Source organism: Paenibacillus auburnensis (genome assembly GCF_927798115.1).
Lineage (GTDB): Bacteria > Bacillota > Bacilli > Paenibacillales > Paenibacillaceae > Paenibacillus_AQ > Paenibacillus_AQ auburnensis.
Genome location: NZ_CAKMMG010000017.1, coordinates 21,124 through 38,104 on the forward strand (window position 1 = coordinate 21,124; position 16,981 = coordinate 38,104).

General features: G+C 52.4%; 14 protein-coding genes. All 14 read right to left on the reverse strand.

The genetic code is table 11. The annotated features are described in order from the left end of the window. Nucleotides 1-28 precede the first annotated feature (28 nt). The 14 genes from L6H70_RS28120 to mfd all read right to left on the reverse strand — a co-directional run bounded on the left by L6H70_RS28120 (nucleotide 29) and on the right by mfd (nucleotide 16,902). Complete coding sequence (locus L6H70_RS28120) at nucleotides 29-967, reverse strand: protein kinase domain-containing protein (protein WP_423802887.1); 939 nt, start codon at nucleotides 965-967, stop codon at nucleotides 29-31. Beyond that, entirely contained in the window at nucleotides 957-1,703 is a 747-nt protein-coding gene (locus L6H70_RS28125) for a vWA domain-containing protein (RefSeq protein ID WP_236337504.1), read from the reverse strand. The genes L6H70_RS28120 and L6H70_RS28125 overlap by 11 nt, the downstream gene beginning before the upstream one ends. A 608-nt stretch (nucleotides 1,704-2,311) precedes the next feature. Then, nucleotides 2,312-4,822, reverse strand: coding sequence for a stage II sporulation protein E (gene spoIIE, locus L6H70_RS28130; RefSeq protein ID WP_279306805.1), 2,511 nt, complete (start codon nucleotides 4,820-4,822; stop codon nucleotides 2,312-2,314). 345 nt (nucleotides 4,823-5,167) lie between these two features. After that, nucleotides 5,168-5,671, reverse strand: coding sequence for a S1 domain-containing RNA-binding protein (locus tag L6H70_RS28135; RefSeq protein WP_236337506.1), 504 nt, complete (start codon nucleotides 5,669-5,671; stop codon nucleotides 5,168-5,170). Nucleotides 5,672-5,795: 124 nt separating this feature from the next. Further along, nucleotides 5,796-6,131, reverse strand: a complete 336-nt coding sequence (locus L6H70_RS28140; protein WP_054944021.1) for an FtsB family cell division protein — start codon at nucleotides 6,129-6,131, stop codon at nucleotides 5,796-5,798. 21 nt (nucleotides 6,132-6,152) lie between these two features. Beyond that, nucleotides 6,153-6,716 carry a spore cortex biosynthesis protein YabQ gene (yabQ, locus tag L6H70_RS28145; RefSeq protein WP_236337509.1) on the reverse strand — a complete coding sequence of 188 codons (564 nt, stop codon included), beginning with the start codon at nucleotides 6,714-6,716 and terminating at the stop codon, nucleotides 6,153-6,155. Then, nucleotides 6,713-6,997 (reverse strand): sporulation protein YabP, encoded by a 285-nt coding sequence (gene yabP, locus L6H70_RS28150; RefSeq protein WP_054944023.1) that lies wholly within the window; start codon nucleotides 6,995-6,997, stop codon nucleotides 6,713-6,715. The genes yabQ and yabP overlap by 4 nt, the downstream gene beginning before the upstream one ends. A 188-nt stretch (nucleotides 6,998-7,185) precedes the next feature. Continuing rightward, nucleotides 7,186-7,464: an RNA-binding S4 domain-containing protein gene (locus L6H70_RS28155; RefSeq protein ID WP_038584395.1), complete on the reverse strand. Its 279-nt coding sequence runs from the start codon at nucleotides 7,462-7,464 to the stop codon at nucleotides 7,186-7,188. Beyond that, on the reverse strand, nucleotides 7,464-7,736 hold the full coding sequence (locus L6H70_RS28160) for an HU family DNA-binding protein (RefSeq protein ID WP_039868883.1): 273 nt from the start codon (nucleotides 7,734-7,736) through the stop codon (nucleotides 7,464-7,466). The genes L6H70_RS28155 and L6H70_RS28160 overlap by 1 nt, the downstream gene beginning before the upstream one ends. Before the next feature lie 334 nt (nucleotides 7,737-8,070). Next, the gene (yabN, locus tag L6H70_RS28165) at nucleotides 8,071-9,567 is read right to left on the reverse strand and encodes a bifunctional methyltransferase/pyrophosphohydrolase YabN (protein WP_236337511.1); all 1,497 of its coding nucleotides are present in this window, start codon (nucleotides 9,565-9,567) and stop codon (nucleotides 8,071-8,073) included. A gap of 102 nt (nucleotides 9,568-9,669) precedes the next feature. Continuing rightward, on the reverse strand, nucleotides 9,670-11,361 hold the full coding sequence (locus L6H70_RS28170) for a putative polysaccharide biosynthesis protein (RefSeq protein WP_236337513.1): 1,692 nt from the start codon (nucleotides 11,359-11,361) through the stop codon (nucleotides 9,670-9,672). A 138-nt stretch (nucleotides 11,362-11,499) separates the two neighbouring features. Further along, nucleotides 11,500-12,042, reverse strand: coding sequence for a stage V sporulation protein T (gene spoVT, locus L6H70_RS28175; RefSeq protein WP_054944026.1), 543 nt, complete (start codon nucleotides 12,040-12,042; stop codon nucleotides 11,500-11,502). A 284-nt stretch (nucleotides 12,043-12,326) separates the two neighbouring features. After that, the gene (locus L6H70_RS28180) at nucleotides 12,327-13,391 is read right to left on the reverse strand and encodes a peptidylprolyl isomerase (protein ID WP_236337516.1); all 1,065 of its coding nucleotides are present in this window, start codon (nucleotides 13,389-13,391) and stop codon (nucleotides 12,327-12,329) included. Next, nucleotides 13,378-16,902 (reverse strand): transcription-repair coupling factor, encoded by a 3,525-nt coding sequence (gene mfd / locus L6H70_RS28185; protein ID WP_236337517.1) that lies wholly within the window; start codon nucleotides 16,900-16,902, stop codon nucleotides 13,378-13,380. Before mfd ends, L6H70_RS28180 begins: the two co-directional genes overlap by 14 nt. Nucleotides 16,903-16,981: the final 79 nt, after the last annotated feature.

The following is a 16,981-nucleotide window of genomic DNA, read 5'->3' on the forward strand; positions in this document are numbered from 1 at the left end:
GTTAAATACGTATGTAGTATGTATAATGTCAAAACCGGAGCACCCAGTAAATTGTAAAGGCCAGCACAAACAAAGAAAGCGCAAAGGCATTCTTCAGCCAGCGAGGAGTTGCCATGACTTCCTTAGCAGGTTTACGCTGATTATAGATGTGATGCTTCCACGCCGCCGCTGCCGCCGCCGATCCGGTAAACCCGCCCTTCAGCGCCAGACACAGCCAGGAGGAAAGCTTTTTGTCCGGCAGATTTCTGGCCAGTCTGATCAGCTCATCCACGCTCCGGGTCTGCGGAAGCTGCTGGGCAGCAACCTTCAGCCCGTCCTCATTAAGCAGGCGAAGGCACAGCACGGCAAAAGAAAAGAGGTCGTAGCTCTCATCCCCCGTGCGGCTCCCGGCGTTCCAGAACCCGCGGTCATGCCATTCGGTAAATTGCTTGACACTGCGCCCAATAGGGCTTGCACCGCCATAATCTATCAGCTCGGCTTCCCCGTAATCGGATACCATCACGTTCTCCGGCTTCAGGTCCCCAAACACAAAACCGCATTCGTGCAGCAGTTGCAGCTTCTCCAGCAGCTTCAGTCCGACCAGACCCAGCCAGGAGGCACCGTTTTTGGCCAAAAAAAGATGCAGCGGCCGCCCCTCCACATAACGCATGACGTAAAATGGCTCATTGTCCCCGCCTTTAAAGTCATCCGATTCCAGCAGATAAGAGGAGAGCGGAGATTCACGGCGAGCCCGGAACTCACTGCGCTTACGGCAGGATTGAAGGGAAGTCAGCACATTGATTTCAGACTGCAGTTCAAGCGTGTCGTTTCCGACCTTGAGCGCATACTTCTCCCGTCTGCCTTCTCTTTGCACGAGATATACGGTTCCGTTCGCCCCTTTTCCCAGCAGCCGTTCGACAACATAGCGGTTCCCCCGCCATTTGCCTGAAATTACGGTGCCTACCGGATAGGGTGGATTAGACGACATACCCACCAATCATCCCTTCTCGTTCACCCTGGTCCTCGCTGACGCGGCGGTCACGGTGTTCATCCAGTTTATCATAACGGTAATGCTCAAGCACCTTGAAAATGGCCGGTCCTGTCGGTGTGGCTCCCCTCATCTTCAGCCTGCTGAACAGGGAGCGGACTTCGGATACATCGCTGCTCCAGTCCATATCAAGCGTGGCATCCTCGCTGCTGGAACGTCCGGGAAAATGGAACACGGCAAGCTCGCTGCGTCCTTCCCGCGCCTCTAGGCTGAGCGCCAAATCGCGGATTGCCTCCTCAACTGCAGCCAGCTTAGGCTTCATGCTTGCACTTGCATCTATGAGCAGTGCAATACGCAACGGTGTGGTCTCCGTAAGCTCATCTACCACAGTAACGACCTGCGAACGTTTAAGCGGAGGAAGCTCTTCCAGCGAGCCTTCACCGAGTATTTTTTTTACCTCTTTATTAACCGCCTGCTGAATCGTCTGAACCACGGTTTTCCGGGTCATCATCTGCATCGTCTGCGCCAGCTGCGGCGTGCCGACGATCCGGCTGAGTCCGCCTCCGGCTTTGGCGATATCCGCAATCTCCCGGCTCCCAAGCTCCCCGATTGTCCCGTAATCCACTACACCAACGACATTCACAGTGATTCCCTCCTGCCGGGCATGCGCCGCAGCCATCACCGGACTTTCCCCCACGTTCGAACATCCGTCAGTAATGAGCAAGATCTGTCTCATACCTGTTCACTCCCCTTTGCCTTGTTCTGTTTCTAGCATATCCAAGGTTGAGAGATTTCAAACGCCGCTTAGGCGGACATTTCAGATAAAAACTATTAAAGTGAACATAGGGGAACTGCGAGGAACTTTTGGGCTTCCGATCGCTGTTGTCCTCCGATTTCTTTGATTGAACCGCCCATTGCGGTTGAAATCGGAGAACAAAGGCGAACGCTAACGCTTCTCCAGCTCCAAAATTCCTCTCCGTTCCGTAGATTCACATTACGGTTAAATCTGAAGGAGCACGCCGCTGAACCAGCGGCTTTTGAAACGGGGCGGGGCAGGGACGGGCGAGTCTATTGAATGGACTCGCCGGAATAGAGCTATAGTTGCTGACGCACCGGCCAACTATAATGGGAATAACTCCAACAAATTGGCTGCGTATTTCCAATAATCATAATTTAGTTGGAAAAACTCCATTAAGATCACGTGAAATCAGCCATTCAGTCAACAAGGCGGATAATTAATTGGACAATTTCCCGCTAGACAGCAATCCTTCCATATATAATGCATAAACTATAGTTCAGGACGTATAACGGACTTTAAATGATAGGTTACCTACCAAATTATCTTTAACTCACGGTGCGCGGACGCTCCATCCGGCCAATGCCGGGCATATGCAGGCTGGACCACTCCGGATGGAAATGATCAAGGCGGGTGACGACAATGGTCATGTCATCATGTATCTCATTGCCCTGATACCGGATTACCTTATCCAGCAGCTCATCGGCCATATCCTGCGGATCGTCGCCCTCAAGCTCCTGAATCAGCCGTTTCATCCATATCTCTTTATTAACGGCATATCCGGGCGCATCATAAATACCATCGGTCATCATAATGAGAATATCGCCCGGGCGCAACTGCATGCTGATCAGATCGACCTCAATATCTTTTATAATCCCGATGGGCAGATTGCTTGAAGTAATGGGAATGACCTCGCTGCCCCGGCGGATAAAACTCGGTGCTGAAGCAATCTTCATAAAGGTTGTCTGCGCCGAATACTGGTCTATCAGCGCCATATCCACCGTCGCATAGAATTCATCCGGTGAACGCAGCAACAGAATAGAATTGACCGATTTCACAGCCAGCTTCTCGTCCATTCCGGATTGCAGGAGCTTCTCCAGCATCGACAGCGCAGCGCTGCTCTCCATCCGAGCACGTTCGCCATTCCCCATCCCGTCACTGATTGATACCGCAAAGGTGCCATTGCCCAGCTCCACTGTGCTGAAGCTGTCGCCGGAGAGCAAATCTCCTCCCTTAGCCGCACCGGCCACACCAGTGCTCACTTCATAAGCCTTCGCCGAGCCGAACGTGACCATGGACAATCCCTCACGCGGATGGACTGCCGTTTCACTGACGACGGCAATGTTCTCCTCCAGAATGTCAGAGAGCAGCGGGGCAATCATTTTGCGGCACTCATCAAATCCCCGTGTATAAGCATGGACCACCTCAATCTCTACCCGTCCGGGATCAAGACTGAGAATCTCAATGCTGTGAATGGACAGTCCCAGCTTCTCCAAGGCTTCACGGATCTGGCTTTCCTGCCGGTACATAGCCTGTCCCTCACGTTTAATCTCTTTGGCCAGATCCTCCATAACCTGTGAGACGCCGGATAACTGCTCAGCAACAAATTGGCGGCTGTCGTATATTTGTCTTTTCCACCGCATATCATGCTGGTAAAGATCATATTGGCCTTTCATGACTTCCAGCACCTCGGACGTCTTGCCGCAAATCCGGTTCCACTCCGGAGGAAGCTGGGCGGCCGTTATATCCGGGCACTCTTCTACCGTAGTCATCATATCTGTCATGTATCTGTAGGTTTGATAGAACTTGGCATCCCAGCAGTGGGTCCGGCGGATGCAGCCGGCGCAGGCGCCTTCGGTTACGGTGCTCATGAAATCCTCCATTTCACGATCCGTCTTCCCCGCTTCCCCGGCCCGGGGAATTTGGCCGAAGCTGCTGGACAGCTGCTGGAATACTTGGGAAAACTGCGTAACCCGGTCTGCCGTAATATCTCTTACTCTACGGGCATATTCATGCTGCGACCGGCTGTGATCGGCAGTACCCGGTACATATTTGGCAATGGCAGAAATAATGCCTTTAGGTGTGATAAGAAACAACAGCACAGCTGCACTGGTCTCCCAGGTTGAGGCCATTACATCACCCGGTCCGAGAAAATAAACGGACAGAATGGTTGATCCGAGCAGCATTCCCATGGATACTGCCCCTTTGCGCCCGGACTGCATCATACCGGCCAGCATGCCCGAGAAGGCAAGCAGGCTCATTTGGTAGATAGCCCCGATATCGGCAAGACTGAGAATTAGGCCCGTCACTACCCCAACGGCAGCACCGAGTGGAGCACCGCCGGCCAGCGCAAACAGCAAAATGAGGTACCGGGATAATATATGTTCCAGCGACAATCCGTCTACGGTCCAGCCTACAAGACCGGTCATTACGGAAGCGAGCAGAATGATCAGGCATAAGATCTCATCACTGCGCAGCGCCCGGCTTTTCTGCTTAAACGTAAAGAGCGGAAGCGCCTGCAAGAACACTAGCGTCAGCACAAACCCGAGAAGTGCATCAATGACGGACATCATCAGCGGATACCAGGCGATGGAAGGTCCAATCACCACCCGGAACAGGCCGACCATAAACGACGATACGAATACCATCAGCGGTGCATAGGAGAGGTCTACACGCTGAAAGTTCTCAAGCCCTTTATAGATCAGGAAGAAAATAATCAGTTCAGAAGCAACTACAATAGCACCGGGAAACGGCGTGAACAGACTGCCAAGAACGATAGCCGCGGCCACGGGCAGCATAGAATCTCTCCGCATAAACACAATGACAGCAAAGTAAGCTGCAGCAAAGGGTGACAGCTCGTCCAAAATCATGGCCCGTCCCAACAGAAAGCCCATAAGACTCAGCAGCAGCATCCATTTCTTGACTGTGATAAGCTGGAAAAGCGGCTGCTTCATACCCCAGTTCTTAAACCGCATACTCCAGGCTTCTTCCTTCTGCGCCTTGTCCTTGCTTCCAGCTTTGGCCCACTCCGGCAAATTCACCACATTGCTTTTATTCATTTCCTTTGCACCACCCGTTTAAGAATTTATGGTTCTCATTATAAGCGGGCGGTTCTATTAAAGTTTGTCAGAAACAGAGAGCGGCGCTCAAGAAATTTCCGACAAAAAAGCCTGCGCCGACATTTTATGGAAATTTAGAGCTATCCCTTACGGGTCAGCGGATTGATAGACTTTAAGATTGCGCTCCTCCCAAAGATCGGAAAGCGCTACCGCGGACATTCGTCAGCGATTGCCTTGGAGTTATGTGAGATTGGCAAGGATGCTGTCGGCAATTTGTGTGCCAGCGACAAAAAAACCGCAAGGGGCAATTGCCCCCGCGGTTATTTATGATGTACAAGTATTGAATTATACGCGTTTAGCTCCACGGCCGCCGCGCTTTCCTTCTGTGTTCTTCTTGATCGAAGATATCCGTTCTTCGCTGTCTTTCAGGAAGCGTGACATTTTATCCTCGAATGAAGGTTTACCGGCTGCAGGCTTGAATGGACGCCCACCCCGTTCACGATTGTAACCACCACCGCCGCCGCCTCCACTGCCGCCACCGCCGCCGAAACGGTCTCCGCCGCTTGGACGTTCTGGTCTTGGAGCTCTAGGGGGACGTACTTCCGATGCCGGCTTATCTACAGCCTGCTTAATGGAAAGCCCGATCTTGCCGTCCTTGTCAACATTGATCACCTTGACGGTTACTACATCACCAATCTTTAAATGATCGTTAACATCCTTGACGTAGTTATCGGCGATTTCCGAAATGTGAACGAGACCTGTGACACCTCCTGACAGATCCACAAATGCTCCGAAATGCGTGATGCCTGTCACCTTGCCCTCTAACTTGGTGCCCACTTCAATTGCCATAGAATAAAATGATCCTCCCTTAAAAATATACAGACGAATATAAAGTCCATCCTGTCTGCGGTGATTTGATTATACAGTAAAGAGCAAAGCAAGGCAACACAGCGAAAGCCTTATTTGGCCTGCTTTATTGCCCTGATTGCTCGGTACGAATTGGCAGTTCCCCCGGGAGATACATATTGTACCATTTCCGCGCCAATTGGCCGATATACTCATCTTCATTTAGCCTCGACACTTCGTATTTCAGTTGATTGAGAGAGGCCGTAACATTCTCATTACTTGCCTGCTTCTTGGCAAGCACCTCTTTCTTGTCCGCAATTGAAGCGCTCTGGTCAAAGAAAATATAGCCGGACCAACCAAAAAACACGGCCATCACGAGGAGCCAGATGAATTTCCTTCTCTTTGCGCCTGCGGTCAAAGCTTCGCTTAGATTTCCCTTGTCTTCCGCAGATAATCTGCTCATACGTCGTACCCCCATTAAAGGTCAGCGTTTCCGCCATGCGTTTATCCATTCAATAGATCTCGTAATCCAGGCGGAATGATAGAGCCGGGACAAATACGGAGAGATCCACCTTACTGGAAGTACCCAAATTGGCTTCGTTAGACGCAAAAGCAGCTTCAGGATAAATAACAGGATACGGCCTAGCAGCAGCAGCGTCCCTATTAGAAGGCGCCATAGCCACAGCAGCGGTACACCTATTAAGGTTTCCAATATTCTCCATAGTAGTCTGCATGTGTACTGTACCGACTGAATTAACATTACCACAAAACGCCGCACCGTAACACTGAAGATCAAAAAATAGATCCATACGCCTAAGAAGAGGCCCAAAAAGACATAAAACCTCAATTGCCCCTGATTTCCGGCATACAGCATGCGAAAGACGAGCAGGGCCGCCCATACCCAATACAGCAGATCCAGCAGCGCATTCAGCCATTTGGGAAAGCTTAGCTTCAGCGACAGCACCCGGTAGCTGTCATAGGTCAATCCCATAGCTATGCCGGCCAGCATCATATAGAGCAGGGTCATCCATTGAACCGCGGGGTTCATTTAAACAGCTTGCCGAGTATGCCCTTGTTTTTCCCCTGCGATCCGGGATCGAGATAAATCAGGGAATGGACATTGCCTTCCAGGGACAGAATACCGTTCTCGAGGCTTAAATTTTTGATATGTAAATGATTCCCGCGAATGGTGAGATGGCCAAGTTCTGTCCGAAGCAGAAACTCCTCGCTGTCGAAGCTTTCTACATTCTGCACGCCTGTAAGTTCCAATTGCTTGCGACTGCGCATGTGAAGATCGTGCTGTTTATTGACTTTGACTGGCTCGATCATAGCATGTACCCCTCCTTCTTGATTCTAATCTATGGTGATCAGAAGGGTTATAGAACAGGGATATACAATTTGAGACCATACCCCAAAGCCATTACGCAAAATGCACAGGATCAAGGAAAATATAAAAAGAGCGCAAGCTTTACCTATTAGTAAAGCCCACGCTCTTTATTCTGTTCAGCTATCAGCTCTTACCAGTCAAGACCGCTGCTCTTGGCCACAGGCTCTTCACGGAGCAGTGTGTACATACCGGCTGCTTCATCCTTGCGGGTGGTTTCAACCAGCTTCTCCACTTTGACCGTTACAAGCTTTTGACCAAATTGCACCGTAATCTCGTCACCGATCTTTACTGTGCTGCTTGGTTTGGATTCTTTCCCGTTAATCAGCACCCGGCCTTGTTCGGACACATCCTTGGCCACAGTACGGCGCTTGATCAGCCGGGACACTTTCAAAAACTTGTCCAAACGCATTAGTTAACGGCTTCTTTGAGCTTGTTGCCAGCCTTGAAGGCCGGTACAGTCGATTCAGGGATTTCAATAGGTGTGCCCGATTGCGGGTTGCGGCCTGTGCGGCCGGAACGTTTGCGGGTTTCAAAAGTACCGAAGCCAATCAGCTGTACTTTATCCCCTTTGGACAAAGCGTCTGTAATTTCGCTAAGTACGCCGTTCAACACTGCTTCTACGTCTTTTTTGGCCAATCCGCTTTTTTCGGAAATGTTGTTTACCAGATCTGTCTTGTTCATAATTTGAAGTTCCTCCTAGGATACGAAAAAATAAATGAAATGCGATCCATGCTGCCACAATCTGGCGCAAATCGTCATTTCGTCTTTATGATATTCTTGATGCCGCTCTGAAATCCTGCCACAACGACCTTTTTTTTAAAAATATAGTAGTTTTCCAGGCTCAAAGCACTACTACATTATAAACCTCTCAGTGCATTTGAAACCAGTGAATTAAGGCTCATTCACAGCATTGCCGCTTCTTGTCGCACCTATACGGCAATATTCAAGAAAATATACCATTCTCTGAAGCAGCCTGGACAGACGGATTTTGATAGTTTCACCCGGTTCAGCAGGGTTATTTCCGCTCCTCCGCCTTCGCTTCCTGCCATAATTGCTCCATAACCTCCAGGCTGCTCTCCTTCACACTTGTACCCCTATTCAGCAATTGCTGTTCGATGTAAGCAAAACGCGACACAAACTTGCGGTTCGTGCGGGTCAGTGCCTCCTCCGGGTCGGCTCCGATGAAGCGGGCAATGTTAGTTGCTGCGAACAGCAAATCGCCAAGTTCAAGCATCTGTTCTTCTGCCGTCGCGCCGGTCTCAATCGCTTCCTGCAGTTCATCGACCTCCTCACGGATTTTGGCCAGAACGTCGGTTGTATTATCCCAGTCGAATCCCACTTTGGATGCCTTCTTCTGCAGCTTGTAGGCTTTCATGAGTGCAGGCAGATCGCGGGGAACACCGCTAAGCGCTGACTCCGCTTCAGGCTTCACACCTTTTAGCCGCTTCTCTTCAGCTTTCATGCCTTCCCAGTTTTTCAGCGCTTCTTCAGCATCTACAGCGTTTTTGCCGCCAAATACATGCGGATGACGAAAGATCAGCTTGTCATTCAATCCTTCAATCACATCATAGACACTAAAAGTGCCAAGCTCCTCTTCCATCTGGGAATGAAGCATGATCTGCAGCAGCAGATCCCCCAGCTCTTCCTTCATATGGTCCGGATCATCCTCATCGATCGTTTCCAGCACCTCATAAGTTTCCTCGATCAGATTCTTACGCAGCGATTCATGCGTCTGCTCACGGTCCCAAGGACAGCCCTCCGGGCTTCTCAAGGTATCAACAATTTCATGAAGGCGGGCAAAGGTGCGTTTACGCGCATCCTCCGAACGGTTCGCTGGAACATAGACCAATGAAAGGTTACCATACCCGTCCTGCCGGTCCAGCTCATACAGCGGCACCCGTAGAATACGCTCCTCCTGTTCCACTCCAAGCGCATGGCCCACGATCACTTCGTACTCCGGCGGGTACAGCTCCATCAGACACAGCTTCGTTTCTGATGCTGTAAAGCTGTCATAGACCTGCCCGATCAGGGTATGCAGCTCCGGCTGAAGCTGGGAGCTGCGGATCCCGGAGGCATCCAGCAGCTGAAAGCCTTCAATCGGATCGAAGCCAAGGCGCACAAATGCCTCATCCAGGAAGCTCTCCCCGCCGAGAATCTGCAGCTCAATGCCTGCTTCCGGGCAGCGCTGGCGCAGGAGGGATACCGCCGACTCCGCGACCATCGGGTGGCCTGGAACCGCATAGACGATCTCAGTACCCTCAGGTGCAGACAGCGCCTCTTCGATTAATCGGGAAGTAATCGCTTCATATACCTCCGGAAAGGAGTCCAACGACTCGTATAAACCGTCAAACGAGCAGGAAGATATATCCAGCTCCTTGAGCGCCGCCATCACCGGATGCTCAGCGGTCCGTACATAAACGGTTGCTGCTGCCTTTAATTTCTTGATTATCCCCAGCGTCAGCCGGTCCGGGTTGCCTGAACCCAGGCCAACCACTGTTAATGTTGCACTCATGCCGTTCCACTCCTTCTTGGGCAGCCTATATGCCTGATGCATCAGGCAGCCGCTTGGACTTGCTCTATAAGTAATATCTCCAGGGTACACTGTGTCCGGTTCTTAGGGGAACAGGCGCAGCTTCTTCAGCTTATCCGCCAGCTTCGGGCCAAAGCCCGGCAGCTGGCGCAGCTCGCTCTCGCTGAGCAGCCGCAGGGCTACCGCGCCTGCGGCAAAGACGGCGCAGCCCGCCAGCACGCCGAGCAGGCTCTGCGCGAGGCTTGCGGTCCGCCCGCCGCCCAAGCCGGCGGCAGCCGCAGCAAAGCCGGCGCCGTTGCTCACAGCGGCGGCGGCCAGCCCTAAGCCCGCGAGCAGCAGCGCGGGCTTCACCAGGGCATCTGCGAAGCGCAGCCGCAGATAGCCCTGGCGGTGCAGCAGCAGCACGTTTAGCGCTGCTGCGAACAGATGCGCAGCCACGCTGGCGATGGCTGCGCCGGTAATGCCCTGCTGTGGTACGAGCAGCAGGTTGAGGGCCGCCTTAAGCACAGCGGCGGCCAAAAGGTGCAGCGCCGGCGCACGCACGGCGCCAAGGCCCTGCAGCAGCGCGGCCGAGATGATGCTGACCGTGCCGCCGGCGGCGGTGAAGGCCAGCCAGATCATCGTGCCGCTGCCGGCGGCATCGCCGTACAGAGCCGTGTTAATCGGCTCTGCCAGGACAGCCAGGCCGACCGAAGCGGCCAGGCCCAGCAGCCAGAACCAGCGCAGCGACAGGCTGCAGCGGGTTCTTACAAGCGCCTCGTCCCCGCGGTACTTGGCCTCGGCCAGGGCCGGGATGAATACGACCGACAGTGAGGTCGCTAGCATCGTCACGATCTGTACAAGCGGCAGACCGCGGTTGTAAATGCCGAACTGGGCCATCGAAGCCGCTTCACTGTAGGATGATGACAGCAGCCGGGGGACTGTAAACACATCGACCAGTCCGACCAGCGGCACGGCTAATGCCCCCAGCATGACCGGCAGCCCGTAGGTGAGCAGCTGCCGGGCTTGGGTGCCTTTGTGCCGCCGGCCCCCAGCCGCCGCGCTGAAGCCGGACTGTCTACCTGCCGCCGTCTCGGCAGCGGCGGCGGAGAATTCGGATGCAGCTTCCGGCAGTAATGCGGAGACCTTATGGCGGTGGCGCCGCCAGAACAGCAGCATGATAAGCAGCCCTGCGGCTCCGCCTCCGGCTGAGCCGAGCAGCGCGCCAGCCGCTATAGTGGCTGCGTCCGCACCATTTCTTGTCAGATATAGCAGCAGTGCGATCATCACGATAACGCGGACTGACTGCTCTACGACCTGAGATACAGCCGTCGGCACCATATTATGCAGTCCCTGAAAGTAGCCGCGCAGGGCTGCCATCAGCGGTACAACTGCCAGTCCCCAGGCGCTGGTATGAAGCGCGGGTATAATATGCGAATTTCCGACCCATCTTGCAATGACCGGAGCACCGGCATAGGTAAGCACTCCGATAACCAGGCCGCTGATGGCTGTAAGGATTGCCGACAGCCGGAGTACCCGGCGTCCTTCTGCCTCGTCTCCTCCGGCGGAAGCCTCTGCTACAAATTTGGATATGGCGGGTGGGAGACCCAGCATCGCGACCGTGACAAGCATCGTATACAGCGGATAAACCGTATTATAAATGCCGAAGACGGCATCCCCGCCTAAATTTTGCAGCGGGATCTTTTGCAGCGTACCAATAAGCTTGGAGACAATGGCTGCTGCACTGAGAATAAATGCCCCTTGCAGCAGCTTGGAGCCTTGCGGGTTTAATTTCATGGTTTACCTGCTTCTACAGCTATAACTGTCATAATGGGATGAATTCCTAATATTATAACGCATGCAGGCAGACGACAAAACCCCGCTCTCCCTTTGATGTTAAATCAAAAGGAAAGCGGGGCACCTGGCGCCAATCGGTTACTGCTCCATCTGCTTGCCCAGGAAGGCGGCAGCGGTCTCGGCCATTTTCACTTCCATCTGCGCCATTTTCACTGAATCATCTTTATTCAGCAGAACTACGCAGCCAATCGGATCGCCGCCAGAGATAATGGGGGCAGCTACATAGCTGGACAACATCTCCGCATGATCTTTTCCGATGTCGTAATTCCCGGCATTTGTCTCAAGCACCGTCTTACGGCTTTCCATGACCTTTTCGAGCAGCACTCCTACTTGTTTTTCCAGGTAATCTTTTTTGGAGCCGCCGGCAAGGGCGATGAAGCTGTCACGGTCAGTAATCATTGTGATATGCCCGGTGCCTTCAAAGAGAGATTCTGCATATTCCTTGGCGAAATCGCCGAGCTCCCCGATCGGGGAATATTTCTTCAGTATGACTTCACCGTCACGATCGACGAAGATCTCCAGCGGATCGCCTTCACGGATACGCAGTGTGCGTCTAATCTCTTTAGGGATAACAACTCGGCCGAGGTCATCAATACGGCGAACAATACCAGTAGCTTTCATTTCACATGTTGCCCCGCTTTCTTAAGAAGTATGGTCCAACTACTGTCCATTATGGGAAAGGATAATCCCAGTGATTTATCGTAATATCTGACCATAGTATTCATCTCTTCCCAGTTCCTTATACATGCTAAGGACTGCATTAAATATAATATCCAAATCCTCGCGGCTACCGGATATTTGTTCCAAGGATGCGCCTCTTTCCACTAAATTATACCAACTGGGGATAACAAAAAAACCATCCCTCGCTTGGAAGCGTCAGGATGGCTTGTCTGTTCTTATTTGGTTTATTGAGCGGCTTCTGTGGCGGCCGGTGATGCACTTGGAGCTTCAGTAGCCTTAGTTCCGCTATTGGTTGATCCGGTTTGATCTGGAGCGGCAGAGCTCTTCGGCAGATCGATCTTGATTTCAAGCGATTCGAGGTCCTTGTCCAGGAAGGATTCAAGATTCTTAGAAGCCAGAGTGCTCTTGACGGTTTCCTTCTGCTCGTCTGTCAGCTTGTCGAAGGTGGTCTCTGTGCGTGCTTCCACTTTCATAATGTGATAACCATAGCTTGTCTTCACCGGATCACTAATGGTGTTCAGCGGCAGGGTTTGCGCGGCCTTCTTGAACTCCTCTACATAAGTACCCAGGGTAGCATCCTTATATTCGCCGCCCTTGTCCTTCGAGCCGGGGTCATCGGAGAACTCTTTGGCAACTGCGGCAAAATCGGCACCGCCGTCAAGCTTGGCCTTTACTTCTTTAGCCAGCTTCAGTGCATCTTCATCCGTCCGCTCTTTACCGGCGGCATCGGTCAGCCCGATCAGCACGTGGCGCAGTGTCGCCACCGTGAAGTCGCCTTTGGTCGCTTCAAATTCTGCCTTCACCTGATCATCGGTAATTTTGAGCAGCATGTCCTGATATACGGTAAGCACACGCACCATATACGTGCGGATCTCAGCTTCCGTCAAATTCTGCTCCTTCAGCGAGCTTTCATAGGTGTCGCCAAGCGCGGTCTTGAGCGAAGTCACCTGCACATCCGCCTCTTTCTCCGCTTGCTTCTTAGCATCATCCGTTGCTTTGCCGGCCAGATATTCGAACGCAACCTCCTGCTTCAGAATCGACTCCTTAAAGGCGTCAATTTCCAGATATTGCGCCTGCTGCGGAGACAGGAACTTCATAACACGGGTATCCAGATCGAACTCCTTCTCGGTGATTGTGCCGTCTTTATAGGTTGCTACAGCCTTGCTGTTATCTTCAGCAGCGCTGTTGTTGTTATTATTGCTGCTGCAGGCAGATAGCATAGAGAAGGAAACAGCCGCGGCTAATGACACCAGCAGCACTTTCCAGGATTTTGTTTTATTTAACGACATTGTGTAGTTCTCCCTTCGATTTTAAAGACTGTTTCGCTGCCGCCAGAAACTGTTCGAGCAGATCAAGCAGCTCTTTGTCACTGAGATCCTTAGCTTTTATACGGATGCCTGCTTTGGCATCTCTATCAAATTGTACACGTCTTTCGAAGCTATTTCCAACTTTCGCGAGTTTTGCCGTGTCAAACGCAGCCGTGCTGCCTTCATGGAAATTGAGTGCAACCTCATCGCCCTTACGGACCATGGATTCCATGCCGTAAAGTTTACCGTAAACCTTAAGGCGTGCTACCGACAGCAGATTAATCACCGCCTCCGGTAATTCGCCAAACCGGTCAAGCAGTTCATCCTCCAGTTCGCCCGCATCCTCAAAGGTGGCAACCGCTGCAACCTTTTTATAGATTTCGATCTTCTGAATGCTGTCGTAAATATACTCGGACGGCAGATAGGCGTCAATCGACAAATCAATGACGGTATTGCCTTGCTTGAGCGAAGTATCCTCTTCCCCAAGAACCGTAACCTTCCGCTTACGGATTTCTTCTGCCAGCATCTGCGAATACAGATCGAATCCGACAGAGGCAATGAATCCATGCTGCTCTGCGCCAAGCAGGTTTCCGGCACCGCGGATGGACAAGTCACGCATAGCTATTTTGAAGCCGGAACCCAGCTCTGTAAATTCCTTGATCGATTGCAGGCGTTTTTCCGCTACTTCTGTCAGCACTTTATCCCGCTGGTAGGTGAAGTAGGCATAGGCAATCCGGTTGGAACGGCCCACCCGTCCACGCAGCTGATACAGCTGGGACAATCCCATTTTGTCGGCATCATGCACAATCAGAGTATTAACGTTCGGGATATCCACTCCGGTCTCAATAATGCTCGTACTGACAAGCACATCATATTCCCCGTCAAGGAAATCAAGTATCGTTTTCTCCAGCTCCGACTCTGACATCTGGCCATGGCCGATGCCCACCCGCGCTTCCGGAACAAGCATAGAAATCTGTGCAGCCATCTCTTGAATGCCCTGCACGCGGTTGTACAGATAATAAACCTGGCCGCCGCGGGCCAGCTCACGCTCCACCGCCTCACGCGTAAGCGTCTGGCTGTGCTCTACCACATACGTTTGTACGGGAAAGCGGTTCTCTGGTGGAGTCTCAATGACTGACAAATCCCGCACCCCGAGCATGGACATATGCAGCGTACGCGGAATCGGTGTTGCTGTGAGGGTGAGAACATCGACATTCGTCTTCAGCTTTTTGAGTTTTTCTTTATGGGTTACACCGAATCTTTGCTCTTCATCCACAATCAGCAGGCCGAGATCCTTGAAGACCATATCCTGCGACAGCAGCCGGTGTGTCCCGATGACCACATCCACGGTTCCCTGCCGTACGCCCTTGATCGTCTCATTCTGCTCCTTACGGCTGCGAAACCGGCTGAGCACCTGAATGTTCAGCGGATAATTGGCAAACCGCTCCCGGAAGGTCTCGTAATGCTGCTGTGCCAAAATAGTGGTCGGCACAAGAACTGCCACCTGCTTGCCTTCAATGGCTGACTTGAATGCGGCACGGATCGCCACTTCAGTCTTGCCGTAGCCTACGTCACCGCATAGCAGCCGGTCCATCGGACGGTTCTGCTCCATGTCCTTCTTGATTTCCTCAATCGCCCGGAGCTGGTCGCGCGTCTCTTCATAAGGGAACATTTCCTCGAATTCACGCTGTTCCTGGGTATCCTTCTCGAATCCGTAGCCAAGCGCACTCTGCCGCTCTGCATAGAGCTTAATCAAATCATCCGCGATATCCTGCACAGAGGAGCGTACCTTGCTCGTAACTCTCGTCCATTCGTTACCGCCGAGCTTATAGACCTTCGGCTCCTTGTCTTCCGAACCGACATATTTCTGGATCAGATCAATTTGTTCAATCGGCACAGACAGCTTGTCACCGCCGGCATACATAATATGCATATAATCACGGTGAATGCCGCTGACCTCGAGCGTACCGATCCCCATATATTTGCCGATCCCGTGATTCTGGTGAACGACGTAATCGCCGATTTTAAGCTCAGTATAGCTCTTAATCCGCTCGGCATTGTCGATTCCTTTGGACACCTTGCGCGCTTTGCGCTGCTTCTGTGAGAACATTTCCCCTTCGGTGATTACCGCCAGATGGATGGAAGGCAGCTCGAAGCCGGACCCCAGGTTACCTTGCAGCAATGTAGGCTCCTCAATACCGTAGTCATCAAGCACCCGGCGTACCCGTTCCATCCGTTCCTCACTGCTCGCAAGCATCACTACCTGCACACCTGATTTATGCCAGCGCTCCATCTCTGATTTCAGTACATTCATCTGTCCATGGAAATCCTGCATGCCGCGGCTGATAAAGCCAAGGATGTTCTGGGGCTGGATATGGGGAACCTGACGCAAAAAGATCGACATAAACAGGCTCTGGAACGGCCGGCGGTACATAATTACATCATTGTCCACAGAGAGATGGAGGTCCGGCAGATTCTTGCCGTTCTGCAGCAGATGCAGGTTCCATTCCGACTCATCGCGTTCCAGCTGTTTCGCTGTCTCCAGCAGTCTTGCAGGCTCATCCAGTACCAGCAGCGTATCCTGAGCCATGTAATCATATAAATGAGTACGTTCAGGATATAAGAGACTAATATATTTATAGATTTCAGGAAAATAAGTGCCTTCCCGCAGCATCTCCAGCTCACGGCCCATTTCCTCGCGCAGACGCAGCTTGGCCTGCCGGTCGGTCATCTTCTCCAGCTGGCGTTCCAGCATGTCCGCTGCAGCCGAAGCCGCCGACTCCAGACGGGAACGCTCCGCAATAATCTCTTTGGCCGGTGTAATCTTCACACTGCGTACCTTGTCAATGGAACGCTGATCTGCAGGGTCAAAGGTCCGGATGGAATCCACCTCATCATCGAACAGCTCCACCCGGTAAGCCAAAGCAGAGGTCATCGGATAAAAGTCGATAATTCCGCCCCGTACGCTAAGCTCGCCGCGGTTCTCAACCCGCTCTACCCGTTCATATCCCATCCCGATCATCGATATCAGGAAATCCTCCAGAGAGAGGGTCCCATCCTGCGAAATGGTCAGCTGGGCTTCAGCCATGACATGCGGCGAGGGAAGCAGACGGCGAACACCGGAATAAGGAACCACGACAATGCCCCGGAAGCCTTGTGCGCATTTGGTCAGCACATCGATCCGCTGGGCAAGCGTCTCCGGACTGGATACCGCTGCTTCAGCGGCTACCAGCTCATTGGCAGGGTATAGCAGCACGCGATCAGGAGAAAGCGCTTCCTGCAAGTCCTCAGCCATCTTCTGCGCTGAGAACATATTATGGGTCACTACGAGCAGCGGGCGTGCAGTCTCTTCATGCAGCGCCGCCAGCATAATTTGTCTGGCCGAACCGGATAATCCCGAAATGAGCTGCTCCTTCATACCTGCAGCGACACCACGGGTGACAGATTGGAAATCAGGATCTTTGGAGAATGCTTCTATAAGACCGTGTAACAACTAAAGACACCTCTCTTACTGAACAGGCTGACGGTGATATGAAATCACCGTCACCTATTATGATTGGAATCGAAAACAA

Bases quoted from the DNA above. Each gene is read 5' to 3' on its own strand.
- L6H70_RS28120 (WP_423802887.1), bottom strand. From the start codon at position 967: ATGTCGTCTAATCCACCCTATCCGGTAGGCACCGTAATTTCAGGCAAA.
- L6H70_RS28125 (WP_236337504.1), bottom strand. From the start codon at position 1,703: ATGAGACAGATCTTGCTCATTACTGACGGATGTTCGAACGTGGGGGAA.
- spoIIE (WP_279306805.1), bottom strand. From the start codon at position 4,822: ATGAATAAAAGCAATGTGGTGAATTTGCCGGAGTGGGCCAAAGCTGGA.
- L6H70_RS28135 (WP_236337506.1), bottom strand. From the start codon at position 5,671: ATGGCAATTGAAGTGGGCACCAAGTTAGAGGGCAAGGTGACAGGCATC.
- L6H70_RS28140 (WP_054944021.1), bottom strand. From the start codon at position 6,131: ATGAGCAGATTATCTGCGGAAGACAAGGGAAATCTAAGCGAAGCTTTG.
- yabQ (WP_236337509.1), bottom strand. From the start codon at position 6,716: ATGAACCCCGCGGTTCAATGGATGACCCTGCTCTATATGATGCTGGCC.
- yabP (WP_054944023.1), bottom strand. From the start codon at position 6,997: ATGATCGAGCCAGTCAAAGTCAATAAACAGCACGATCTTCACATGCGC.
- L6H70_RS28155 (WP_038584395.1), bottom strand. From the start codon at position 7,464: ATGCGTTTGGACAAGTTTTTGAAAGTGTCCCGGCTGATCAAGCGCCGT.
- L6H70_RS28160 (WP_039868883.1), bottom strand. From the start codon at position 7,736: ATGAACAAGACAGATCTGGTAAACAACATTTCCGAAAAAAGCGGATTG.
- yabN (WP_236337511.1), bottom strand. From the start codon at position 9,567: ATGAGTGCAACATTAACAGTGGTTGGCCTGGGTTCAGGCAACCCGGAC.
- L6H70_RS28170 (WP_236337513.1), bottom strand. From the start codon at position 11,361: ATGAAATTAAACCCGCAAGGCTCCAAGCTGCTGCAAGGGGCATTTATT.
- spoVT (WP_054944026.1), bottom strand. From the start codon at position 12,042: ATGAAAGCTACTGGTATTGTTCGCCGTATTGATGACCTCGGCCGAGTT.
- L6H70_RS28180 (WP_236337516.1), bottom strand. From the start codon at position 13,391: ATGTCGTTAAATAAAACAAAATCCTGGAAAGTGCTGCTGGTGTCATTA.